Origin of the sequence: Olivibacter sp. 47 (assembly GCF_030372825.1) — a bacterium.
GTDB lineage: Bacteria > Bacteroidota > Bacteroidia > Sphingobacteriales > Sphingobacteriaceae > Olivibacter > Olivibacter oleidegradans.
In genome coordinates this window covers 5351722-5375874 of record NZ_JAUCNR010000001.1, presented here as the reverse complement: position 1 = coordinate 5375874, position 24153 = coordinate 5351722, and the positions used below count along the sequence as shown (strand labels likewise).

Sequence of the window (24153 nt, the reverse complement as noted above, 5' to 3'; positions counted from 1 at the left end):
TTAGGCATACAAAAACAGGTTCGGTTATTTTACCATATCAAATAGATTTAAGTTATTGTTAATCAAGATAAAAATATGTAAGAAAAATGAGATATCAAAAAATGTTGATAAAATTATAATAAGCTTGTATAAGACTACGAGGCTAAGGCTTTAATTAGATCAGTATCCCTTTATGCTATTTATTATGATTTTCATTCAGGTGATTACTCAGTTCACTTTTCAATTGCTGTAGCTCTTTCAAAAGGTCAATCTGATGTAGAGTGAGTTCTTCTACTTTTTTCAACAGTAACAGGTTCATTTCCGCTAAATCCAATCCGTCTCTCTTTATCTGTTTAGCCGATGGAATTTCGGGCAGGTGCTTATTTTCTTTTACATATTTTTCAACTTCGGTCAATGGAAGCATTTTATAATCCGGTTCGAAGACATAGTCGGGTGCTTCAATGTTGGTAACCACTTTTATTTCTCGAGCTACGATATTACCTTCCACGGCTAGCTTCGCTTTCGGTGTACTGGTGCCAATACCGACGTTACCATTACCCGCAATCCGTATCCGCTCGGCAGCACTGGAATAGAGCGCCAAACCTGTATTATTGCTATGCAAATCTTCTGCGATTGCTGCAATCGCAGCCCATTTATTGGTATCATTTGGGTAGCCATTGAGTAATTGAATTCCATTGATATGATCTTTCTCTACCGCCATTGCTTTGCTGGCAATTAACCAGCCATTGCTGATACTGGCAATAGAAAGCTTTGAAGTCGGATCGATTGTACCAATTCCTACATGGCCGTTTTTTAGCGTCATATAGGTTTCGGCTCCGTGCCCCCATGATTGGATATTGTGATAGGGATCACGTTCCCACCAGGTTCGGGTATTGGACATAGGAGTTAAAAAAGATATATCAATACCAATTCCGTCATGCAACCTTGCCGTTAGCCAATCTGCACCTGTCGCGTCGCGTACCAACCAACGCTTATTATAAAAAGTATTGGAGGAACTACCTGAAACGGAATTGATTTCCAGAAAGTTTCCTTGGGCAGAACCTAAGGTTTGTGCTACGGTCGCATAATGGAATCCTACTAATAAGAAAGCCACGGCAACGGCGTGTTTTGTAAAATTTGTCATATTAATGATACTAGTTTCGGTTTGACTTAAATGACGTCCTATTTAGATTATCCGGTTTAGGAATAATTCATACAATAAAAGTAAGAATAAAATCTAAATTTAAAATAAATTGCAAATTAATTTTTAAACTTATGGAACAGACAAGATGCTCTTTGTTTTCCTATCGATAATGAATATGTTTGTATACAGAAAAACTATGGCCGGAATCAACATCAACCAGTTCAAACAAGTTCCTAACAGAACGACGGTTTCGAAGGAGCCCGCGGCCAATGTATTTGAATTCCTGAACAAGGACATCAGCCTTTTCGCGATCATGGGCGATAAACAAAAGGAATCGCTCTACCATGAATTATCTATCTTGCTTAAAGCCGGTGTTGATCTCAAATCAGCTTTGGAGTTACTTATTTTACAACTACAAAAACACAAGGAAGCAGACCTATTAGAGCAGATTAAGAAAAACATTGTTGAAGGCGGCTCGCTTTCGGGAGCATTACAACAACATAAAGATTTTACGCCTTATGAGTATTACAGCATCCAAATTGGGGAAGAAACGGGGAAGCTCAGTGAGGTATTGGAAGAGTTGGCACTGTTCTACCGTAAGCGATTAAAGCAGAAGCGTCAAATTACCGGAGCGTTAATGTATCCGGCGATCGTTACCGCCACTTCCATCGGTGCTATTTTTTTCATGATGAATTTCATTGTGCCCATGTTCGGTGATATTTTCAAACGATCGGGAAGCGATCTACCGGCCATTACGCAGGTAATCGTTGACGTCTCTAACTTTACGCGAAAATATGCCTTTTTGTTTTTGCTGATTGCCATCGGTGTGATTACCTGGCTATATTTACAGCGGAAGAAAGAGTGGCTACGAAAAGCTAGCGCCTCGGTGCTTTTGAAGTTGCCTATTTTTGGCGTGATGATCCGTAAGATTTATTTAGCCCGTTTCTGCAATTCGATGTCTTTATTAACAGGCTCGAAAGTTCCGCTTATTCGCGCTATTCAGTTAAGTCGACAAATGGTTGGCTTTTACCCCATCGAGATTTCGCTGGAAACGATAGAAAAAGACATTCTACAAGGCAAAAGTTTACATGAAAGCCTGCGTAATTTTCCAATCTACGACATTAAGCTCATCTCGCTGATTAAAGTAGGCGAGGAAGTTAATCAGTTGACCGACTTCTTTGGTAAAATTGCGACGCAATACAGTGACGATATTGAACACCAGTCCGCTTTGATTTCTTCCATGCTGGAGCCGTTTATTATTATTTTTTTAGGTTTCGTAGTAGGGATTATTCTAATCGCCATGTATCTCCCTCTCTTCCAAATGGGCGGAAGTTTTGGATAGAGAAAATAGGCAATAAAGCCTACTTTTCCCGTTCCTTAAGTTGTTGCTTTACTTCGCTTAATTCCTTGTTAAGTGTGATCACATGCAAGGTCAGCTCCTCGATCTTCTCCAACAGCTTTTTATTCATTTCTCCTAAACTGACCCCTTCTTCCTTGACTTCTTTTTCGCTTGGGATACCTGGCAAGTGTTTATTCTTTTTAATGAATTGATCGGTTTCGGTTAAGGACATGAGTTTATAATTTTCGTCGAAAACATAATCGGCCCAGCCACTTTCTACTTTGACCTCTTTTGCACGGATGGTGCCGTTGACTGCCAACTTGGTACTGGGAGTAGTAGTTCCGATACCAACATTTCCATTCGCAAGTAAGCGCATCACACTGACATCTCCTGAGAGTTGAATATCGAATCCGTTAGCAGAGCCTACACCTGTGCCACCTATGCGGAGTCTAGGAACGTTATTCAGCCATCCCAAAAAAACAACCGCTTCGTTGTTGTCTGGGTTTTGGGAACGGATATAGTCAGACGCATTGATGCTTCCCCGTACATCCAGTTTGGAGACAGGACTCGTCGTACCTATTCCTATGTTTCCATTGATATCTTCTGCTAAGATTTTTCTCCAAACTTCCCAACCGCTATTAAAACCGGAACGGTAATAAAGGTCGCTATTGGAAAAAGCTAACTCATGTGACTTCCCTCCGGAATCGTTGTACCAACCTCTGAGCCCCACGACCGTTGAAAAGTTTCCGACCGGAAGTCCTAGCGTTGTGCTTTGTTTGAAATTGACTTCGAAGCTCTGTGCATAGGAAGTCGGCGTAGTTACAACTGCTCTGGTATCTGGAACAGTTAACTTATTTTGAGCATATGAATAAGAAAGTATCCCAAAAAGCAATAATGAACTGGCAATCGATTTAATATCAAACATATCATTTACAGTTAATTTAAACCCTCTAATTTAGCTTCAAGCTGTTCTATTTTTTCCTGCTGTTGAATCATGTGAAGTGTCAGCTCCTCGATCTTCTCCAACAGCTTTTTATTCATTTCTCCTAAACTGCCCCCCTCTTCCTTGACTTCTTTTTCGCTTGGGATACCTGGCAAGTGTTTATTCTTTTTAATGAATTGATCGGTTTCGGCTAAGGACATGAGTTTATAATTTTCGTCGAAAACATAATCGGCCCAGCCACTTTCTACTTTGATCTCTTTTGCACGGATGGTGCCGTTGACAGTCAGCATTTCGGAGGGAGCAGTGGTTCCGATACCTACTTTTCCGTTAACGGCAAGATAAGTACCATAAGACACCGCTGTTTGTGTGCTATAACCTATTGATACTCCTTTATAATAGGTCTTATTTCCAATATCGGGCTGAAGATGTAGATCGCTATAATACATTCCATATACACCCGTTAAATCCGAATGTCTTGCTAATATCCAAGAGCGCCTTGCATTTATGCTTCTTGCCGTACCAAATTCCAAAGCATTATTAGACGATTCAACCAGTATAGCTCCATCACCTCGGCTCGTGACAGACGGATAAGTAGTAGTAGCGGTACCATTTAGAATGTGCAACGGCATTTCCGGATTAACCGTGCCAATACCAGCATTGCCTGTACTTTGAAGTTTATTTGTTTGAGCATAGGATGAGAATTGCCACAAAAAAGCGAAGGCTAACAAAAAGACTTTTTTCATTATTGATAAAATTGTATGTAATTAGAACTAAATGCTCCTCAAAGCAATGAAAGTAATTCTTTATTGTATCAAGACAGTAAGCCTACAGTTTAAGCTCCCCTGAGAGACTGATTTTGAATCATGTAAAATAGATTTAAGTTAATTTTAAAGTAAATGTAATATAATAAGTAAATATTTTTAAACAATATTATACATTAATTTCCATATCATGCATTTGGAAAATAGATCTCAAAAGCCTAAAAACAATTTAGCCTTATCAAACCAACTTACTGCTTTCTCCTGAGCGGTATTGTGCTTGAACTTGGTATATTGCTTCTGCACACTGTCTTGCGGATGAAAGGTAGTGACGACTCCCTCCTTACGCCCTTTGAACAGTCGCCCTTTTTCCTTTAACTGTCCCTGTTCATCATAGAGTGCATATTTCCCGTTTTCTTCTCCCAAGTACCAGGTCGATAACCGTCGAAGTGTACCGTTCGGATCCATGTAACGCCATTCGCCCGTTTTCAAGCCTTTATAATAAGCACCCAATACCTTTAAACTTTTGTCCGGATATAGCTCCTGATAGGCGCCGTGCAAAACGCGGCCCTTAAAAGCGCCCTGTGTATAGCGTATACTATCCCGCAGATACCAAGCATAGATCTTCTTTGGGTCTGCTTGTTCTACTTTTTCTTTTACATTGAGCTCCGCGACTTGAAAAGAACCATCTGCATGACGAATGGTCGCTTTATTTTTATAGGGGAGCGCCTCCAATAATTCCTTTTGCCCATAAGAAGGGAGCGAGAAGCATAGCAGGTAGGTTCCGATAATCAGTGTAAAATTTAATTTCATAGTTTTTTTTTAGTATCAGGACATAAGTATCAAGACCGTAGACTATGGCCGCGCTCACAGCTCGTAACGTACAACCCGACGATTTAACTACTTAACTATTTAACAACTCAACAATTCCTTAACTAATTATTTCGTCATTACATTCTCCTGTCCTTGATATTTTATCTTAATATAAGTAGGTGTATTTTGCAACAAGGTAACTCCCTCCCTTGTTTCACCTACTTTTATCATAAAATCCTTTTCATTCAGTCCCATCAAAATGACGCTCTTTTTTGCTTTTGCGTTCGTCACTTCTCCGAGATACTTAATCATGCCCCAATCGATATAAGGTTCTTGAGGTGATGGATTATAATTTTCGACCACCTGGCCTGCTTCTATTACTTCGGGTTCGGCTTCTATTTCGGCAGACAAAAACGGATCGCGGTAGCCTCCTTTTGGCTTAAAGCTCGTGATCGTATCCGTTAAATTCGTCTTGGGCATCGATTTTTTTTCTGCTACCATTACCGGTGTCGGTAAAATAGGATCTTCCGTGGCTTGGATGATTTTATAGAAGATCCAGCCCCATATCAGGAGTACTAATAATAAAAGTGGTATGGTTAGTTTCTTCTTCACCTTCATTACTGATTGATCATAAAACTTCGGTAGCTCGAATAGCCACTGGTATTCCCTGCTTTATCTGTCGCGCGTAAGCGCCATATCACCCGTTCGCCGATACTACTGCTTGTAAAATTGTGACTGGTGCCTTCCAAGCTTAGGGGATATGTGGAGCTATACAGCGTGGTTGAATCGCTTTTATATACATACAGTTGATACTTCACTGCATCGCTTACGGCCTCCCATCGCAAGGTAACGGGACTTGGCACGGAAGCATTATTCCCCGGCGCGGTCATTGTAGGCACCGCAGGAGGTGTTCTGTCGTATGTAAATTGGCGAACGGTCGACCACAGCGACTGCGAGGTGTCCGACTCCGCTCTTACCCGCCATTGGTATACCTGTTCTTTTGGTATAGTAAAATTATGCCCCGTACTTTCCAATACACTGTCGTATAAAAGATTTTCGGGATCGGTAAAGTTATTCGTATCGATCTGCAATCGATAACCTGTAGCACCGAATAGGGTTTGCCATCCAAAGCGTAAAGCGGTATTTGCGGTTAGGAGCTGGTCTGCAGGATCGGTTTGCACCACTACCTGCTTACTTAGGTCCGACTCATATATCACAAAAGCGCGCGTGGTATACACCGTTTCGCTGCTACCATTACGGGCCTGTACCCGCCACTGGTAGATACCCGGCTCTAAACTCAACGTAAACTTCGGAACGGTTACCACTGTATCGGCATAGTATAGCGATACCGAATCAAAATCGGGCGATGCCACCTGCAAGCGGTATTCCAAGGCATCGTCTAGCTGCTCCCATAAGAAGGTAACGGTATAGGTTGGGATCTGTGCCTGGTTACCCGGCGACAGAAGCGTTATCTGCCTATCTTTAATATCTTCTTCCAAAAACTCTTTACAACCAAAGGCTGTGAAAAGCAATCCTATGAACAGGATGAAAACGTTAATTTTACAGTTCATTATCTTAATTTTTTTGCGTTAACCGAATAACTGGCAACTAATCCCCCGCCACATAAGCCGTTGTTAAATACATCTTCAACTCGGCTGTTCTTGTAAGCGCATTCAATTCCTTCCGAAAAGCGACATTCACTAAATTCAGTTCCTTGCCTTTTTCGATCTCATACCAACATTGCAGGAGGTCATTATAACTCCCCACCAAACAATATTCATCATAGTTCACGGTCAGTCCCTCTGCAGTGACGGCCTTCGTAGGTGGTACGTCTTTAATCACCAACCCGTTGTTCTCTGCCGCAGAGGCCACAATATTTAACATGTTCACTTTCGCATTGCCTTTATCCGAAGCGTTCACGAAACCCGCGCTGCCAACCTTTTGCATCCGTGCCCTAAGCTGCGACAGCTCGGTTTCCTTCTGTTGTGAATTCGCCTGGGCCGCACGGGCTGTGTGATAGGCCGATCGTAACTCCAATGTTTTCTTGATGCTCATCTGATAGACGACGAACAAGAACAGCAGGGCACCCCACCATAGCCATTTGTTTTTCTGCTGCCAGGTATATGTTGTCCAAAATCCTTTCATCGCAAAATCAATTTAAGGTTAAATACCCCCCGCTCCTGCTTTTCATCGTATTTATAGTCTACCAAGGCAACCTCTTTGCTAAAACTCATCATGCTTATCACTTTTACCCAATGGTTGAGGGCGCCTATAGTTTCCGTTGTACCTGTAATGCGTATCAATCCGGATTGATATTTTGGCCTTCGTTCTTTTCTACTCGCAATTTCGTCCTGCGGAAAAAAGTTCAATTCATCTAAGCTGATATATTTGGGCACCGAAGCGCCCAGCTGATCGGCAATATAGCTCAGCGGTTCTTTATCGCCCCTTTCCGTGTAGTTAATCACTTCAACCAATTGCTCTTGACCCTTCAGCACATCCTTCAGCTGCTTAATCTCCTTATCTAGCAAAGAGACGTCACTCAAGCTGGTATCCGCCATTTTTCCATTATAGTGTAAGAAGTAGAAGGTGTTTAACAATAAGATCAATAAGAAAAAGACACCCAATAGAAGCGCTGATCGTTTAAAAAACCATTCTTGTCGTTTATCTTCTATTCTACCGGCAAGGCTATCTACGGCTAAGGTTGCCATAGGCATCTCGCTGAGCACGAGAAAACCGAGTGCAAAGGCAACTAAAAAGCGTTCGTTCATTTCCTCATCGCCAATCCGTATAATGCGTCCCGGTTGTTCCGCCTCTTCCCATTGATAGGAAATTATTTCATTTTCTTTTAGTTCAAAATGGTGCCGGGCCACTTGCAGCAATTCGCTCCCCTCTTTAACAACGGCAGGCAATAGACTTGCTATGTGAAAAGGTCCTAAACTTACGGAAAGTAGCTGCTCCTGTATTTTTGCAACGTGTAGTAATAGCTCATCCAAACGATCTCGGCGGATAACCGAGAGTACTTCCATCACGCTCTGTGAATTCTTTTGTAGATAAAAATCCTGCTTTTTAGCGTTTGGCAAAACCAAACGAAGTAGATCCATATCATCTTTGAGATCCACGCTTCTAACAAAGCGATGGATAATCCCCTTACCATTTAGCGAAAGCGCAATAGGCACTCCTTTAGGCAGGATGCTTAGTAGTTTCTCCACGGTTGGAATATCGCCTTCTCTCCGTAAAACTTCAATGGCATTCCCTTTTCGTTTTAGCAGCACCAATTGCATGAGCAGTCCTTTCTCGGCAAAAGTAGCTTCCACCGCTGCTAGCAGCGGGATATGGCGGGCATATGAAAGGAGCTGTTCTTTAAACATTTTAGAGTTGTTAGCTGTCAGTTATCAGCTTTTAGTAATTTTTACCATCCCTGCGGGAGGCAAGCTTTTTAATTACTGATAAATAATCGTCGGCTTAATAAACACCACCGACACCACTTTATTCTTTGATTTTGTTTTATTACTAAAAATCCATTTCAACACCGGTATACGGGACAGGAGCGGCACGCCGCCACCTGTTTCGGCATTTTCATAGCGCTCGATACCACCTAATACCACCGTCTCTTCGTTCCGTATCCGGATAATCGATTCGAACATACTGGTGGAGGTGGGCGGTGGTTGGTTGATCGGTGTATCCTGCGTAAAGTCAGAAATGTCAACCGTAATATTTAATGTCACCTGTTCATCCCCCGATACTATCGGCTTGATTTTGATGGTGGTAGCTGCTTTAATCTCGTTAAATTGCTGGGTAACAATATTCTGTGGCGTCAAAGAACCTATCTGATTCTGGGTTGACACACTATAAAAACGCGAACTTCCGATACTTAGCACAGCTGAATGCCCATTGAGCGTTGAGAGTTTAGGCACGGAACGCATCTCCACATTATTGTTATTTTCCAAAGCCCTTAAGCGTACATAAAAATTGGGTGAAACCCGCCCGAGGTTAAAAGATCCAGTACCGATCCGCGACAAGAAATCGTTAATGGAACGGGCACCAAAGGTAAAATCGGTACCATTGGATGAAAGCAATTCACCTCCTGTTCGAACGGAGTCGGAGACGCCCATGGTAATGCCTGTACTAATGGTATGCCCTTTCCGTACATCCAGCATATTGACTTCAATTAAAATCATAGGCACCAACACATCCAATTGCTTTACCAAGGAAGCGATTTCATTGACCTGTGGAGCAGATCCGGCTAAGAGGAGTGTATTCTGCTCGCGAAACTCCTTTATCTCCACGCCTTGTTTCCACTCGGCCGGAATCATAGCCTGCACGGTATCGATCGAACGGTGTTGTAAATGTACGGCTTTAATTTCGCGAAGACCTTCTAAGCGCCTTTCTCCAATCAGGTAAATCCCATTATCGTTTTTAAAGGTATAGACAGTGCCCCTCAGAAGTGAGGTTAACAGCTGATCAAAACCTACGTTTGTCAACTTAGCGGTCGCATTCCCCTGCAAACCACTGAAAAGAAAGTAGTTCGCCTCCACCTGCGCAGCTGCTTTCTTTATGATCTGATCGATGGGGGTATTTTGCGCCTCAATGCTCAGTAATTTAGCGCCCGAGCCATTATCGGTGGCATCAAGAAAAAACTGCGGATTACCATCAGAAGGCGTTTGCTGGATCGGCAGACGACGCGTGCTCAGTTCTGACTGGCCGTTAATAAAGTTCTCCTCGTTAGGCCCTAGCGGTAAGTATACAAAGGAACCACCGGCTGTTTCTGCCAGCTTCACCTGATTGCTAAATGCTAACTGGCGTAAAGCGGCGCCTAACTCCATACCCTGCACAAATAAGCTCACCTGTTTGCCCTGTAGATCATTCGTCACAATCACATTCGTACCGGTTAATTGCGTAATCGTGCGGGCAACCACCACCAGGCTATCGTTCTCAAGCGACAAGCTGATCAGCTTATTGGCAGCATCATAAGTAGCTTGCACGGGGCGTGCAGGCTGACGTACCTTGGAGGGGTCAAGGGCCGTCACGGAGATGATGCTTCCGGTGAAACCTAAATCGAGGTTATATTCTTTGGCGATGAACAGGAGAATATTGATAGGTGTTTCTCCCTGAAAATTATTGTAAACCCGTAGTTGCAAGTTCGGATCCACATTGATATTGGTGTTAGAAGTTTCGGCCAAGGCTCGCAGGAATTCCTGTAAGCTGGCGCCTGCAACCGATAGTGTGACCTTCTCGGCCAGACCGGGCGATAGTACGGCCAGTTCATGCAGGCGCTGCTCGTAACGCGTCAAACGATCTGCTTGCTGCGCCCATAGACTGGACGGCCATGCTTGGAGCAATAGGAACAAAAGCCCCATCCCCAGCACATATGCAACCCAGCTTTTTCTTTTTTCGTGTAAATATTTCTTTCCCAAATGCTCAAAAATTAAAAAGTAAAGGATAAATCTCTTCTATCGTCGTTTCGCCTGCGGCAAATAATTCGAAGGCATTTTCTGCCAATGTTTTAAGCTTTCTTTCGTGCAACTCTTCGCTGACATCATAGACATTGTTTTTAATCTTTTCCGATAGATTTCGATCAATCGGAATAATCTCGTACACTGCCTTTCTACCTTTGTAGCCGGTATGAAAACAATGGTTACAACCTTTCGCCACACAATGCTTCTTCACCTCATAAAAAGCTTTGAATTGTTGCGGGTAGAGAGCAGTATCGAAAGTTTCCTCCGTTTTACAATGCGGACAAAGGATCCGTAAGAGGCGTTGTGCCACGGAAGTATTCAAGGTATTTGCCAATAGAAACGGTGGCACCCCCATGTCGATCAAACGGGAGATCGTACCCCATGCTGAATTGGTGTGGATCGTAGAAAGGACCAAGTGCCCTGTTAAAGCCAAGCGGATGGCCATGGTGGCGGTGTCGGTATCCCGTATCTCGCCTACCATAATAATATCCGGATCTTGTCGCAAAAATGTTCGCAGTGCCGCACCGAATGTAAGACCGATACTTTCTTTCAACTGTACCTGGTTGATTCCTTCCAATGTATATTCAATCGGATCTTCAATGGTGAGAATATTCCGCGTATCCAGATTCAGTAGTTTTAAGGTTGCATAAAGGGTCGTCGTTTTACCCGAGCCCGTAGGCCCACTGATCAGCACAATACCATTCGGGCGCTTTACACCTTCCAAATAATTGCGTAAATCCGGTTCAGAAAAACCCAAGCTGTGTAAGTCGATATTCGTAGCATCATTGCTTAGCAAACGCATGACTACTTTTTCGCCGTGCAAGGTCGGCAAAATGGATACCCGGATATCAAACTTGAGGTCGCCATGCACAAAATTGATCCGCCCGTCCTGCGGTAAGCGCTTTTCCGCAATATCGAGCCCCGAAAGAATCTTTATTTTATTAACTACGGCGGGATATTCGGTTTTATCCAAGCTGTAGCGCTCGATCATCTGACCGTCGATACGAATCCGCACCCGGCAGCGCTCTTCATAAATTTCCAAATGGATATCGCTGCTTTTCAGCTTCCTCGCCTCTGCAATGAGATCAACCAAAAAATCGTCGGAGCTCCCTGCATAAGCTTCTTCCTTTTGTGCTCCTTGGGCGGATTGCTCCTCGCGGAAATAGTATTTATGGAGGTAGTGATTCAATCTGGCAGTATCTATTACCTCAACTTTAGCAGGTAGTCCCAACACCATCTCCAGCTCTTCCAACAAGGCGGGTTTGTTTTCTAAATGATCTGAATAATAAAGCACATAACCGTCCTGCCCTTTGGGAATTGCCCGGTAATACCAAGCCTGCTCCACGCTTAACAGCTGGATATCCTTTGGAAGAAATACGAAGGTATCAAGGGAGGTGGACGTTGGCATGGTTTAGGAAGTTGAATAAAAGATTATCATTATATAAATAAAGTCCCCATTGCTTTATATCGATCAGAAAGACGGCAATCAGGATGACGGCCTGTGAACCGGCTAACGGAATACTGTGTACTTTTCGGCCTCCCAGCGCTAAAATCAAAAAGAACAGTAATGTAAGTAGTAGACTAGCAATGTAGAATAGAATAAAATTAAGCGGCGAGAAGGCAAGGGTAAGGACAAGAAAAAAAAGAATATCGCCCCAGCCCAATAGCTGTTGCCCGGCAAATAAACGCTGCCCGCGGCTAAGCTTAAAATAAAGGGCTACCAATGCAAGCTGTACGCTTAGCAGTCCGATATTGACCAGCAAGTGATTCCAGGCAAAAGCGCGCAGGAGAATACTATTGACTACCAGTAACGCTGCCACAACAGGAAACAAAAACCAATCGATCGCCCGATCGGCAAAATCCTGCCAAGCCATATAGGATAAGGCCAATAGAATCAATATCACAAAGAGGGGTTGCATAACTCAAGTTCAAAGCTAGTCTTTAACCGTTTCCTTTAGGTTTTTATCCTGATCAATCTCCCAAACGTTGAAGGTACCATTGCCGTTGAAATCTACGACGGCAGTGGCCCGGGCCAGGAAGGTAGTTGTACCGGCATCTACAATTTCGATTCGGTAGTTAGCCTGTCCGCCATCGGTTGTCAGTTTCTCTTGTTCAAAACCAATATCCGTTAAGTCGGTACTGTATTTTGAACGTTCGAAGAAATGATTTTTTTCTAAGGTATACACATGTTCCAGCTGCACTTTCGCTTCCGTGCTTTTTGCACGGGTGATCAGCGGCATCAGATTGGGCAAAGCCAATAACACCAGGATACCGATGATGACCAATACCACCAGCACTTCTGTCAAAGAAAAAGCTTTTAGTTTACGCTTAAACTTAAAGGTTGATCGCTTCCGCATAGGTTTTTCCGTTGATTTTAACACAGCCGCTCCCAAATATTCGCTAAGTAAAGGTTATTTTTCAGACGCGGCATCCTTTATTCCGTGCTAAATATAGAGTAGAAAAATAACTCTCGCAAAAAATGTTAATAAATTAATTTGTTGATTATGACTAATGGCCTTTTCTTATGGCTGCCAATTCATTTTTGACCTTATCGAGCTTTACCGCATAGTAATTATATGTAACATAATCTACATGGGTATCGGATATTATACCTAAACGTGTCTTAATTCAATTACATGTTACTTTTTTCCGCAAAAAGTAACCAAAACTCCTGGCTTAAAACCTTCTTTCTAAGGGTGTGCCATTACTTAGATAATGCTATCCGAAGGTTTTGAGGCCAGTTTTTTAGCTAACGAACAGCTATTTCTCCAACTATTTATATTTAACACTAAATATTTTATGTAAAATTTTGATAGCCATTTAACCTATTATTTTTCTTCTAACACCTGAAATCATTTCATTCCGACGTGCTTTGCTTATTGCTCTTTTTTTATATTTGTACATGCATCAACCTCGTAAACTAAAAGCCGGAGCCTTATTGAGCGTAGTAGGTATAGCGACTATTATGGCACTTCTATTGGGTTTGATGCTCCTTTTGTTACGCTATAACCGTAGCGAAACTTCACTACTCCTCCGCAAATTGAAATTGGAACGGAATCTGGAGTCTGGCACAGCACTGCTTCTCAGTCAAGTTTATGCCGAAAAAGCAAGCGAAGAAGAATTAATAGACTTATTTAAAGAAGAAACAGATAGCATAAGTTTACAACATTATCCGTGGGGACTGTATGAAATTGCTATAATTAAATCTTTTGAAGGAATAGATACCCTGAAGAAAGTATTTTTAAAGGGCAATGCCATTCAAAACGACAAAGCTTATGCCCTTTATTTAAAGGACGACGATCGCCCCTTATCTATCTCCGGTAAATCAGTCGTTCGCGGCACAGCCTATTTGCCACCGGCCGGTATACGAAAAGCCTATATCGAAGATAAAGCGTATGAAGGTGACACCACCGTTTACGGCGATATCAAAAAAAGTGAGAAGAAATTGCCCGCACTCAATACTGCATTGATTGAACAGATTAAACTGTTGAATTACGACAGCTTGAAAAACCGAAGCGATTCGGTCCTTTCCTTTTATACCCTAAAAGATTCTGTAAACAGAAGCTTTTACCAAAAGCCACTTATTCTCTCGAGCGAAGATTCGATTTCGCTGGAGAACCTGAGTTTGAAAGGGGCAGTGGTGGTGGTATCCAAGCGAGCTATATATCTGCCTAGCTCGGCCCAAATAGAACACGCCATCTTTATCGCACCTAAAATTAAGATTGCAAAGGATTTTAAAGGCACATTACAGGCCTTTGCTCAAGACTCCATTCTCGTTGAAGAAAATGTCGAACTTCCTTATCCGTCGGCACTTGGACTTATTGAAAGGCGCACCGAAAATAGCGTACAGGAATTCACACCGGAAATAGTCATTCACAAAGATGCCAAAATCCACGGCGTGGTGTTTAGTGTAGCTGCCACTTCGGCCACGGACTTTATGAACCGCATTCGAATGGAACCGGGAAGCGAAATTCACGGTGAGGTGTATGCAGATGGTATGTTGGAGCTAAAAGGTTCCGTTTTTGGAAGTGTCACTTGCCAACGTTTCGTGTTGCAAACATCATCGTCCCTGTATGACAATTTTTTGCTGGATGCCGTCATCAATTATACGAAACGTTCGCGCCATTATCTGGAAAGCGCACTCTTACAAACAGCGGGGAAAGGAGGAGTTGTTAAATGGTTACACTAAAAGCAAACCAAGTTCGGAAGAAATTACAGGGCTCCACAGTGGTGGAGGTTATTGTTGCCTTGGTAGTTATTATGGTGGTGTTTGGTATCGCTACCATGACCTATGTACGCATCGTTAACAGTTCCAGCAGTCCGAAGCTACGTTTGCAGCAGCAATTAATGGTCTTAGCAGGCGAGGCAAGTAGCGGGTTAGAAAACCCGCAGGATCACACCTACCAGCTAGAAAACGATATAGAAATACAACAAAGAGTAACCGATTATGAAGGAAGTGATCAATTATTGCTGGTCGAATTGGAAGCCTTCAATAAGCAAGAGAAGTCATTAGCCAGCTATCGAAAAATCATTCAAAAGAAAAGCCATGAAACACCTTAAGTTAGCCGCTTTTACTATCATTGAGTTGGTAGTGGCTTTACTACTGATGACCATTGTAGTGGCAGTTGCTTATGCGACACTCACACTAACCGGCAAGCAATTGGGAGGCCTGCAACAACGTTTTGGAATCGATAATGAGCACCGTTTGCTTCAATATGCTTTACAACAAGACTTTGAAGCAGCAGATCGCATCGTTCGACAAGAAGGGTTTTTAGTCTGCCTGCGGCCGTTGAATACGGTGCGCTATGAGTTATTAGATAGTACGATTGTCCGGCACGTAGATGACGAAACACGGGATTCCTTTCACTTCGCGCTAGACTCCGCTTTTGTAGGTTTTGAATCCCGCGAGCAAGTGGAAGAAGGTGGACTGGTTGATGAACTACGTTTGCAATTACATGCAAAAAAAAACAGCTACCCTGTCTATGTACATAAAATGTATGATGCCGCGAATTTGATGAACGCTACAGCACAAATGTCCAGGCCTTAAGGTCTATAACTTTAAATGTTATAAAAACGAAGTGACTCCATTTTTGAGTACACTTCGTTCAAGAGAACTTTATTTAAGCGATTCTTTCAATACCGCTGCCGCTTGTAGCAACGCACTCTGTACAGCCGGCACGTGAGCAATGGGATTGAGCAAGCCGTAATCATGGATCATTCCCTGTACGCGGGTCAAGGTAACGGGTACGCCCGCTTCACTCATCTTGCGGGCATAGGCTTCTCCTTCGTCCCTTAATATGTCATTTTCCGCAGTTTGCACCAAAGCAGGAGGCAAACCTTTTAACTCTTCCAGACTGGCCTGAATGGGCGCTGCATATTTTTCCGCTCTTTCTTTAGGATCTGTTGTATAATTGTCCCACATCCATTTCATTAGCGAGGTCGTCAGAAATCGATCTTCACCAAACTTTTTATAAGTAGAGCGACTAAAATCAGCGTCGGTTACCGGCCACAGCAATACCTGCTGCCGAATCTTCGGTCCTTGCTTGTCTTTGGCCATCAAGGAAACCACGGCGGCCATGTTACCGCCAACACTGTTACCAACCACTGCCAGTCGAGTAGCGTCTACATTGATTTCATCACCATGCGCTGCCACCCATTTAGTTGCGGCATAAGCTTGATTAATCGCCACCGGGTAATGCGCCTCCGGTGAAGGGGTATAGTCCGGAAAAACGGCCACTGCTCCGCTTTTTACAACCAAATCGCGCACTAAACGACGGTGCGTAGGATAATCGCCCAAAACCCATCCACCTCCATGGAAAAACATAAAGACCGGTAGTTTGCCGGACGCTCCTTCGGGTCTAACTACATGAATCTTCACATCATAACCGTCCTGACTAATCATTCTTTCCGATTCTTCAATGCCCGAATAATCTACATCCACAGATTTTTGAGCACCCACTAGAATCAGTCTCGCATCCGCCGGTGAATGTGCTTCCACGGGCTTTCCTCCGCTGTTATTCAAGGCCTTTAAAAAGGTACGGATCTGCGGATCGATACGGGGATCCTGATCTGCAAGGGGAGATTGTGCTTTTGCTTCATTGAAAGAGACTATAGCTGCCACAGTCAATACGATCATTGTTTTTAATGTTTTCATTTGTCTATTTTTAAAATTAATTGTTTACTATTCAGTACAAAATAAAGCTTTAAAAAAGCCTCCTTATTATCTACAGGAGGCTTTTCCCTAATTTTAAGCTATCAGCGTTGCATTCAGTTTAATTTCGAAACTAAAAGCCCCACTTACCGGGCAGGTCTGTTCTGCGTTTTTGGCTATTTTTTGGAATTCCTCCTCGGTGATTCCCGGTACTTTTGCCTGCAGGTTTAGTTCCGACAGCGTAATCTTGCCGTTGTCAAGTGTAATGGTAGAAGTAGTTTCCAGTTCGTCCACGGTATAACCTGCTTGGGTAAGATCCAGGTCGAGCTTCATGGTAAAACATCCGGCATGTGCTGCTGCTAACAATTCTTCCGGATTGGTACCTACGCCCTCGGCGAACCGGCTATTAAACGAGTACTGTGTTTTGTTTAAGGCCGTACTTTGGGTAGTTAAATGACCTGCTCCTGATTTGATGTCGCCGTTCCATACGGCTGTTGCTTTGCGTTTCATTTTTGTTTGATTTTTGAGGTGAATATTAATTTTAATCTAGTTATTTTGTACTATTTAGTACAGTTTTAATTAAATTTTTTTATTGAATCGGTTCCAAATTCATTTTCATCAATGCGAGCCGTTTTTCCGGATCAGTGACCATGCGTTTGGTAACATTAAAGCCATTCCATAAATTGATCAGGTAAGTTGCAAGCAAGGCTGGCTCATAGCTGCTTTTTAATAATCCCAGTTCTTTTCCTCTCACCATAGCTTCCTGAAAAATAGACTCTAACAAACCAAGGCTTTCAGCCGCAACTGTTTTCAATCCGGCATCGCTCTCACTGATCTGCACCAGGGCGTTACCAAAATAACAGCCGCGTTCTCCAACCGGCGACTCGGCACCGGCCAACGAGAAGAAAAACTCCCTGATCAATTGAATGGGATTTTCACAGCTCATCACTGCCTTACGGAAATCCCGGAAATATTGATCGGCTACGCGCTTCATCGATTTTTCAAAGAGTTCCTGTTTTCCCCCTTTAAAGGCGAAGTAAAAACTCCCTTTTCCAATACCCATCGCTTTCAGCAAATCGTCCGCCGAAGCGTTCTCATAGCCCTTTTCCCAAAAGACCCCAATCGCCTTATCAAGCACCGCTTCTTCATCGTATATTTTTGGTCTTCCTGCCATCTTATTTTCCTTTTGACTCTGCAAATATAAATACTTTACCAATTAGTACAAAATTATTTTTATTTTTTTTATCGTTATGCTGTCTTAATTCTTCGTTTCATCATACGTGTAAGTAGCTTGGTTTAGACAAGGGTACCCTTTTGTAATATTATATAACTTTATATCATGTCCTTTCTGCTACGTTCTTCAATTTAAGATGGTTTTTGTATTTTTGTAATTAAGCTACAAATAAATGGTGGCAGAAGGAGGTTATTTATGCTATCCGAGGCTAGGAAGTTACATGTCATTGAAGAAGTGCTTAAAATAAAAAACGAGGCTACGCTATCGGCGCTCGAGGACTTTCTGAAGAAGAACAAAGTAAAAGCAAAAAAACAAAATCGAACTGAATCTGCATTTAGTGAGTTTTCCGGCATATGGACCAAAGAAGAGGCTGAGGAAATTGAAAAGGCTATAGAGGAGTCTTGTGAAACTATAAATCCCGACGACTGGAAATAATTTATTACTAGATACAAATATAGTCATTGAACTGTTCAAAGGAAATCCGATAGTTATTAAGAAACTAAGTGACAGGGAAAAAGTCGATATTCCGCACGTGGTTTTGGCAGAGTTACTCCTAGGAGCCTACTGATCATCCAATCCGAAGAAACATTTATCCCAAATTAGAAGCTTCCTAAGTAAATGTAATGTTATACGCGGTGATATTGATACCGCAGATGCTTACGCTGTTATTAAGGCTGCGCTCCTGAAAAAAGGAAAACCTATTCCCGAAAATGATATCTGGATAGCTAGTATTGCCAAACAACACAACCTTACACTAATAACCAAAGACAAACATTTTAAAGAGATTCAAGATGTACAGATTGAAAGCTGGTAAATAACGTTAGAAAAAGAGATTAATATAGCTACACCTTCTTGCTTTTATGATAGAGACCTAGCGCTTGTGAAAAAAGATGAATTTGTCTAAATTTGCCCTATGAGAATGACTGTAATGCTATAATATAAATTTTCAATCCTTGAAGTGTAATGCCTCACATCGGCACAAAATCTTTATTGTTTGAATTTTTATAATAAACATTATGCAAAACTTCTTAAATCCACAACAAATACAGTCATTTATTACAGACGGTTTTATCCGTATTGACAACGCCTTTTCTGCTGATCTTGCCCGTGAAGCGAGAAGTATCTTATGGAAAGATATTCCGGCCGATCCCAGTGACCGTAGTACCTGGACACAACCCGTGGTTTGGCTAGGCATGTATACGCAGGAGCCATTTATCAAAGCAGCCAATACCGCTATTCTTCACCAAGCGTTCGACCAATTGGTTGGTAAAGGGAAATGGCTCCCTTGCATGAGCATGGGCGCCTTTCCGATCCGCTTCCCATCGGAAGTTGATTCGGGAGACACCGGCTGGCATGTCGATGCGAGTTTCCCCGGTGATGATCCCCATGACTTTTTCTCCGCTCGTGTCAACGTATATTCAAAAGGCCGAGGACTACTCATGCTATTTCTGTTTTCGGACGTTAGCGAGCGGGATGCACCTACTCGAATCCTAAAAGGTTCGCATTTGGATGTTGCCAGATTACTGGAACCGGAAGGTGAAAAGGGCTTCTCGTTTATGGAATTGACAGGAAAGCTATCGGAATTACCGGCAAGAGAGGAAGCACTCGCCATTGGAAAGGCAGGCACGGTATATCTCTGTCATCCGTTTCTGGTTCATGCTGCTCAACGGCATCGTGGTTTGGTACCGAAGTTTATGGCACAACCCCCACTGTTACTTAAGAGCGATTTCAATATCAGTAGCACCAGCGCGTGCAGCCCGGTGGAAGAAGCTATACGGATTGCATTAGGCAGATAGTGAGTTGACCCAATCGATGTCCGGATACGTTCTCATGTATTCGGACATCTATTTTTCTATAATACGTCACTCTCAAATGGAACCAGCTTATACTCTACCCCCTAAAAGGGTCGCAGTAGGATGGCAGTAACGCAGACCCTTACTTAGAACTTACAACATATAACTTAAAACTTATCCCTACTTAGCAATTTCCTGTTCAAGTGCCTTAACTTTCAGCTTCGTAACCTTAAATGGCCTTTTTACCGCTGCATGTGCCGCTTGCTTAGCCACTTCCGCTTCCTCAGGCGTGACGCCTTCGGGACGATAGCGATCAGTTGGGGCCTCTTCGCCAAAAAGCGATTCAAACCAGGTACAAGCAGCAATAAATCGACCTATGTGCAGATTCAAATGATAGCCATCTCTGGTGAGATTATCCCCCAGAAAAGTAGTGCGCGCATTTTGAATGGCCGTTCCTGACGGTACCAGCAGATCAAAACCGAACTTCTTCTTGGCTTCTGCGGACGCTTTCATTATTGCCCGATACATTACTTCCTGATTTTTCCCATAGTTGGCAAAGCCCGCATGCGTCGAATGAGGAGCATAAGCCCAGGTTTGATGCCATATATATTTGACGTTAGCGCCTTCTACGCTATCTAAGAAATGTTTTATGCCGGTAAGCGGCTCCACATAAGTGTCGAACTTACCCGATAAGGGGCTGGCCTGTTGGAGGGAGACATAGTCCCAGGGTTCGCTTTGCAATGCTGTCAAGATGCTTACCTGCTCATGTGTTGATTTAAGGCCATCGGCCGTAATTTTCCGATAGCGATAGGCCTCTTTGTTGCCTTGTATATTCTCCCAATGGAGTGATAGCGGAGCACCGCCAATATATAAATTACCAATAACGATCTTTTTCCCGGCGGCATCAGCCAATTCATATAGGTACTGCTCTACTGCATCTTCCGAAAAACTATTGCCGATGGCTAACACCCGTAGGGTATCATTGCTAACGGACTGTCCATATACTACAGATAACGAGGTCAGTCCAATAAATAGGATCGTTAATAAATATTTTATTTTGTACATAATGGTAAAGGTAAAAATTATTTACAATTCGTTATAGGTGCGGCGGAAATCCATATACTTATTGAAAGTTCATGGCTGGATTTGTCCCGAGACTATCTACTTTTTACGTATGAAAAGAGCCCTCCCGTGTACAAATGCATCAAAAGGAGTACAAAACGAAACGCTCAGCTTGGTTGCTGAGCGTCCACCTTTTTTCAACAAAGGGACTGCGATACCCCTTATTCATTCAATACCGTTTTTAAGCTTTTATTTTTAAAAGCGGTTTTTTCCAATAAATCGGCCACCTTCCGATCAATGACAAAATTAGTCAGTACTTTTAAATGTCTTTCGTGATGCAAATCGGTCCCAATAAAATCCACCAGCCCCGCTTCCAGTAACTGGATAGCGGTATGTTTCTCGTGCTTACCATAATAACCGGTCAAGGATAAGGCATTAATCTGCAGTAAGGCGCCCCGATCTTTCATCCGTTCCGCTTTTGCGGGCTTATTAAAGACAAAATGGTAGCGTTCGGGGTGTGCTACGACTGGCTTATAACCTGCCGTTTGCATGTCGAATAGCACCGTACTTAGGTTGGGTGGTTCGGCCATAAACATGGTTTCCACCAGCACATAATCACCCGCTAATTTCAGCAATGGCCCTTGTTCCATCAAACCTTCGAACATCTCATCCATCATATATTCGGCTGCGTAATCAATATCGACATCCATCTGTTCGGCGAGTAAGGCTTGTTTTAATTTATGGAAAGCGGATTCAATAGTTTCCTTGGTATTGGGATGTAAATCGCTGATAATATGAGGTGTTGCAATAAATCGCTTATACCCTAGGGTTCTTAAGCCCCGAATCAATGCAATGGATGTTTCTACATTATCGGCTCCGTCATCAATACCTGGTAAGATATGTGCATGCATATCGGTATGTAATATTTCCGCAATGGGAAATCGAACAGTCGCTGATTTAAATATAGAAAGCATTGTATCTCTTTTTAATAGTACTTGACATTAAAACAGCATATCAGTTGGCGGTCTTCTAATAGAAAGCTCTCCTATCACTTTTCAATTTCTACTTTCAAGCTTCATACGAGTTTTCTTAAAAGTCAATTAATACTTATTATGAACCGGCTGATTGCAATAAAAATAATACAAAAATTTTATATTTTTGTAATTTCTCTCAACAAAAATGTAAAGTTCTTTCACGTGTTTGCTTTGCTGATCTCTCTATAAAAGCAAGTACTCTATAAAACTTCTTGCTCTTCGTCCAACTCCTCGTAAGGTGAATTTTTACTTAAAAATTCCGGCACAATGGCTTTCATTTGCTTTACTACTGCCATGTTATCTCCCTCTTTTGACAAGCTCAAAAGGGTATCTATGGCTAAACACGCGTCCACATAGTCGTGGTTAATTACGCGTGCAATACTGATCTTTTCGTGATGCGTAGGTAATGTCAACTCTTCCGAATTCAATAACTCCTCATACAGCTTTTCGCCAGGTCTTAAACCAGTAAACACAATATCAATATCAATACCCGGTTGCAATCCCGCTAGCTTGATCATTTTTCTTGCCAGGTTGACGATTTTAACAGGCTTCCCCATATCAAAAACAAAAATCTCACCACCCCTTCCCATAGTACCGGCTTCTAGCACTAACTGTACCGCCTCCGGAATGGTCATAAAATAGCGGGTAATCTCCGGATGTGTGACTGTGATAGGCCCTCCTTTCTCAATTTGAGCTCTAAACCGAGGTATAACGGAGCCATTGGATCCTAGCACATTGCCAAAACGCGTGGTGATAAAGCGGGTATTTTTATTAAAGCTTGCATTATTTAAGCTTTGTGTGTAAATCTCTGCGATTCGCTTAGAACTTCCCATTACATTCGTCGGGTTCACCGCTTTATCAGTTGACACCATTACAAATTTTTCAACGCCATACTGCACCGATAAATCTGCTACAATCCGCGTACCCTTTACGTTGGTATGGACCGCCTCACACGGATTATTTTCCATTAAGGGGACATGTTTATAGGCCGCCGCATGATAAACAACCTGTGGACGCAGGTGCTTAAACATCTTTTCCATGCGATGCTGATTACGCACATCGGCAATCACAATCTCACAACGAACATCAGGGAAAGATTCCTCTACTTCTAATTGTATTTCATGCAAAGGAGATTCTGCCTGATCACATAAAATCAACACACGCGATGGTAGTTCATTACTTGCCGAACGATCTCTGAACCGATGGATCCTGCTGCTCCCGTTACCAATACCCTACGGTCAAATAAGTCTGCCTTTACTTTTGCATTATCAATTTCAATGGGTGGGCGTTGTAATAAATCCTCAATCCGCAGGCTCTTGATCTGCAGCTCACCGATGGTTCCAGACAACCACTTATCCGGTGTAGGCGCAGTAACCACCTGAATTTCTAGCCGTAAACAACGTTCGATGACCACCTGTTTATCCCGCTCATCCAACCGGTCATTTAATAGCAAAAGCTTATCTACATTCTTGGTAGCTTTCAAACGTGGCAGGTCCTTGATATGAAATACGCGCTTTTGCTCTACTAGACTGTTCAGTTTAGACCGATCTTTATCTATAAAACCCACGACTATGAACTTCGAGGTTGCACTTCGTTCTAAGGCCTGCTTTACTAATACGGCCTTGTCGTCCGACCCGTAGATCAATACATGGATTTTATCTCTTTTAGATAATTTATCGTGAAAATACTGAAAGGTGCCTTTTGCAGCAATACGTAAAAAAATCAATAAAGTGGAGCCAATAAAAAAGTTAATCAACAGTACCTCTCTTACTCGTAAGCTATATATATTGAAATAAGGTTCAACCAACATCAAAATAACGACCGTGTATAGCGCGCTTGCCGAAAGCATAGCCGTAAATATGCGCAGCATATCCCGCATATTCGAATAACGAATCAGGCCAACATGCACTTTAAAGAGAAAAAAAACGGGAACGCAAATAGCTACATAGAGATTAGTGTAGACGAAAAAATGACCGCGTAAGATTTCTGGAAATTTAAATTCTTCTGAGATAAAATAAGCTAACACAAAAGACCAACTGGCCAATACCAAATCGATTAAAAAGATAATCCATCTTGGAAGTACCTTATTATCCAGTAAAATTTTTCTCATTAGCTAAGTTTTTATATTGTTCCACTCAATGCAAACAGCTCACTCACGTTTACCGCGCATCTAGCAGCTCCACACCAACTAACACCCAATCAATTAATTAGTTTTCAAAAATACATAAAAAAATTTACTGTAAGCCAAGCAATGCAATGGTTTACTAAGTACAAAAACTATTGATTACAAAATTACTAGATGTTCCCCCTCTAGTCAATCCCTAATTCCGGGTGTTTTGCACAAAACTGCACAATTGCATTCTCCACAACGCACTGTAGTGCCAGCAAAAGTAATGCCGTAAATTAGGTTAATTTAATGAAAAAAGATCGGATCGATTAAAAAATAG

25 protein-coding genes and 1 pseudogene are annotated in these 24153 nt (G+C 42.4%); 7 read left to right on the top strand and 19 right to left on the bottom strand.

What is annotated here, in order from left to right; translation table 11 throughout:
- Window positions 1–175 precede the first annotated feature (175 nt).
- Window positions 176–1123: a tail fiber protein gene (locus QT327_RS23380; RefSeq protein WP_289554135.1), complete on the bottom strand. Its 948-nt coding sequence runs from the start codon at window positions 1121–1123 to the stop codon at window positions 176–178.
- Between the two features lie 196 nt (window positions 1124–1319).
- On the opposite strand from QT327_RS23380, the gene QT327_RS23375 reads away from it, so the two are divergent.
- Window positions 1320–2465: a type II secretion system F family protein gene (locus QT327_RS23375; RefSeq protein ID WP_289554134.1), complete on the top strand. Its 1146-nt coding sequence runs from the start codon at window positions 1320–1322 to the stop codon at window positions 2463–2465.
- 19 nt (window positions 2466–2484) lie between these two features.
- Here QT327_RS23375 and QT327_RS23370 read toward each other — a convergent pair whose 3' ends face one another.
- From QT327_RS23370 to QT327_RS23320, 11 genes are all read right to left on the bottom strand, one after another.
- Complete coding sequence (locus tag QT327_RS23370) at window positions 2485–3387, bottom strand: hypothetical protein (protein ID WP_130854326.1); 903 nt, start codon at window positions 3385–3387, stop codon at window positions 2485–2487.
- An 11-nt stretch (window positions 3388–3398) separates the two neighbouring features.
- On the bottom strand, window positions 3399–4148 hold the full coding sequence (locus QT327_RS23365; protein ID WP_289554133.1) for a hypothetical protein: 750 nt from the start codon (window positions 4146–4148) through the stop codon (window positions 3399–3401).
- Window positions 4149–4376: 228 nt separating this feature from the next.
- Window positions 4377–4976: a toxin-antitoxin system YwqK family antitoxin gene (locus tag QT327_RS23360; RefSeq protein WP_289554132.1), complete on the bottom strand. Its 600-nt coding sequence runs from the start codon at window positions 4974–4976 to the stop codon at window positions 4377–4379.
- A 126-nt stretch (window positions 4977–5102) separates the two neighbouring features.
- Window positions 5103–5588: a hypothetical protein gene (locus tag QT327_RS23355; RefSeq protein WP_289554131.1), complete on the bottom strand. Its 486-nt coding sequence runs from the start codon at window positions 5586–5588 to the stop codon at window positions 5103–5105.
- Between the two features lie 5 nt (window positions 5589–5593).
- Window positions 5594–6547 (bottom strand): fibronectin type III domain-containing protein, encoded by a 954-nt coding sequence (locus tag QT327_RS23350; protein WP_289554130.1) that lies wholly within the window; start codon window positions 6545–6547, stop codon window positions 5594–5596.
- 37 nt (window positions 6548–6584) lie between these two features.
- A complete protein-coding gene (locus QT327_RS23345; RefSeq protein WP_130854332.1) occupies window positions 6585–7121 on the bottom strand; it encodes a hypothetical protein in 537 nt (178 codons plus the stop codon).
- A complete protein-coding gene (locus tag QT327_RS23340; protein WP_289554129.1) occupies window positions 7118–8344 on the bottom strand; it encodes a hypothetical protein in 1227 nt (408 codons plus the stop codon). Before QT327_RS23340 ends, QT327_RS23345 begins: the two co-directional genes overlap by 4 nt.
- 72 nt (window positions 8345–8416) lie before the next feature.
- The gene (locus tag QT327_RS23335; RefSeq protein ID WP_289554128.1) at window positions 8417–10390 is read right to left on the bottom strand and encodes a type II secretion system protein GspD; all 1974 of its coding nucleotides are present in this window, start codon (window positions 10388–10390) and stop codon (window positions 8417–8419) included.
- Window positions 10391–10394: 4 nt separating this feature from the next.
- Complete coding sequence (locus QT327_RS23330; RefSeq protein WP_149105247.1) at window positions 10395–11840, bottom strand: GspE/PulE family protein; 1446 nt, start codon at window positions 11838–11840, stop codon at window positions 10395–10397.
- A complete protein-coding gene (locus QT327_RS23325) occupies window positions 11818–12351 on the bottom strand; it encodes a hypothetical protein (protein WP_149105246.1) in 534 nt (177 codons plus the stop codon). Before QT327_RS23325 ends, QT327_RS23330 begins: the two co-directional genes overlap by 23 nt.
- A 15-nt stretch (window positions 12352–12366) precedes the next feature.
- Window positions 12367–12789, bottom strand: a complete 423-nt coding sequence (locus QT327_RS23320) for a type IV pilin protein (protein WP_130854336.1) — start codon at window positions 12787–12789, stop codon at window positions 12367–12369.
- Window positions 12790–13334: 545 nt separating this feature from the next.
- Between QT327_RS23320 and QT327_RS23315 the strand changes: the two genes are divergently transcribed.
- From QT327_RS23315 to QT327_RS23305, 3 genes are read left to right on the top strand one after another with little or no spacing between them, the layout of a single operon-like run.
- A complete protein-coding gene (locus QT327_RS23315; protein WP_149105245.1) occupies window positions 13335–14621 on the top strand; it encodes a hypothetical protein in 1287 nt (428 codons plus the stop codon).
- Complete coding sequence (locus tag QT327_RS23310) at window positions 14609–14992, top strand: hypothetical protein (RefSeq protein WP_149105244.1); 384 nt, start codon at window positions 14609–14611, stop codon at window positions 14990–14992. Before QT327_RS23315 ends, QT327_RS23310 begins: the two co-directional genes overlap by 13 nt.
- On the top strand, window positions 14979–15479 hold the full coding sequence (locus QT327_RS23305; RefSeq protein ID WP_149105243.1) for a PulJ/GspJ family protein: 501 nt from the start codon (window positions 14979–14981) through the stop codon (window positions 15477–15479). Before QT327_RS23310 ends, QT327_RS23305 begins: the two co-directional genes overlap by 14 nt.
- Window positions 15480–15548: 69 nt before the next feature.
- Here QT327_RS23305 and QT327_RS23300 read toward each other — a convergent pair whose 3' ends face one another.
- The 3 genes from QT327_RS23300 to QT327_RS23290 form a co-directional block, all read right to left on the bottom strand.
- On the bottom strand, window positions 15549–16586 hold the full coding sequence (locus tag QT327_RS23300) for an alpha/beta hydrolase (RefSeq protein WP_149105242.1): 1038 nt from the start codon (window positions 16584–16586) through the stop codon (window positions 15549–15551).
- A gap of 93 nt (window positions 16587–16679) precedes the next feature.
- On the bottom strand, window positions 16680–17093 hold the full coding sequence (locus QT327_RS23295) for an OsmC family peroxiredoxin (RefSeq protein WP_149105241.1): 414 nt from the start codon (window positions 17091–17093) through the stop codon (window positions 16680–16682).
- 79 nt (window positions 17094–17172) lie between these two features.
- Window positions 17173–17757, bottom strand: coding sequence for a TetR/AcrR family transcriptional regulator (locus tag QT327_RS23290; RefSeq protein ID WP_246860246.1), 585 nt, complete (start codon window positions 17755–17757; stop codon window positions 17173–17175).
- 255 nt (window positions 17758–18012) lie between these two features.
- On the opposite strand from QT327_RS23290, the gene QT327_RS23285 reads away from it, so the two are divergent.
- The 3 genes and pseudogenes from QT327_RS23285 (at window position 18013) to QT327_RS23275 (ending at window position 19613) form a co-directional block, all read left to right on the top strand.
- On the top strand, window positions 18013–18252 hold the full coding sequence (locus QT327_RS23285) for a hypothetical protein (RefSeq protein WP_013665127.1): 240 nt from the start codon (window positions 18013–18015) through the stop codon (window positions 18250–18252).
- A 157-nt stretch (window positions 18253–18409) separates the two neighbouring features.
- A pseudogene (locus tag QT327_RS23280) lies at window positions 18410–18631 on the top strand (PIN domain-containing protein); the annotation flags it as partial.
- 202 nt (window positions 18632–18833) lie between these two features.
- Complete coding sequence (locus QT327_RS23275) at window positions 18834–19613, top strand: phytanoyl-CoA dioxygenase family protein (RefSeq protein ID WP_149105239.1); 780 nt, start codon at window positions 18834–18836, stop codon at window positions 19611–19613.
- Between the two features lie 177 nt (window positions 19614–19790).
- Here the strand turns inward: QT327_RS23275 and QT327_RS23270 are convergent, their stop codons facing one another.
- From QT327_RS23270 to QT327_RS23255, 4 genes are all read right to left on the bottom strand, one after another.
- On the bottom strand, window positions 19791–20675 hold the full coding sequence (locus QT327_RS23270; protein WP_149105238.1) for a DUF4886 domain-containing protein: 885 nt from the start codon (window positions 20673–20675) through the stop codon (window positions 19791–19793).
- A 218-nt stretch (window positions 20676–20893) separates the two neighbouring features.
- Window positions 20894–21646, bottom strand: coding sequence for a tyrosine-protein phosphatase (locus tag QT327_RS23265; protein WP_149105237.1), 753 nt, complete (start codon window positions 21644–21646; stop codon window positions 20894–20896).
- Between the two features lie 260 nt (window positions 21647–21906).
- Window positions 21907–22866: a UDP-N-acetylglucosamine 4,6-dehydratase family protein gene (locus QT327_RS23260; RefSeq protein WP_289554127.1), complete on the bottom strand. Its 960-nt coding sequence runs from the start codon at window positions 22864–22866 to the stop codon at window positions 21907–21909.
- Complete coding sequence (locus tag QT327_RS23255; RefSeq protein ID WP_289554126.1) at window positions 22860–23816, bottom strand: nucleoside-diphosphate sugar epimerase/dehydratase; 957 nt, start codon at window positions 23814–23816, stop codon at window positions 22860–22862. The genes QT327_RS23260 and QT327_RS23255 overlap by 7 nt, the downstream gene beginning before the upstream one ends.
- Window positions 23817–24153 lie beyond the last annotated feature (337 nt).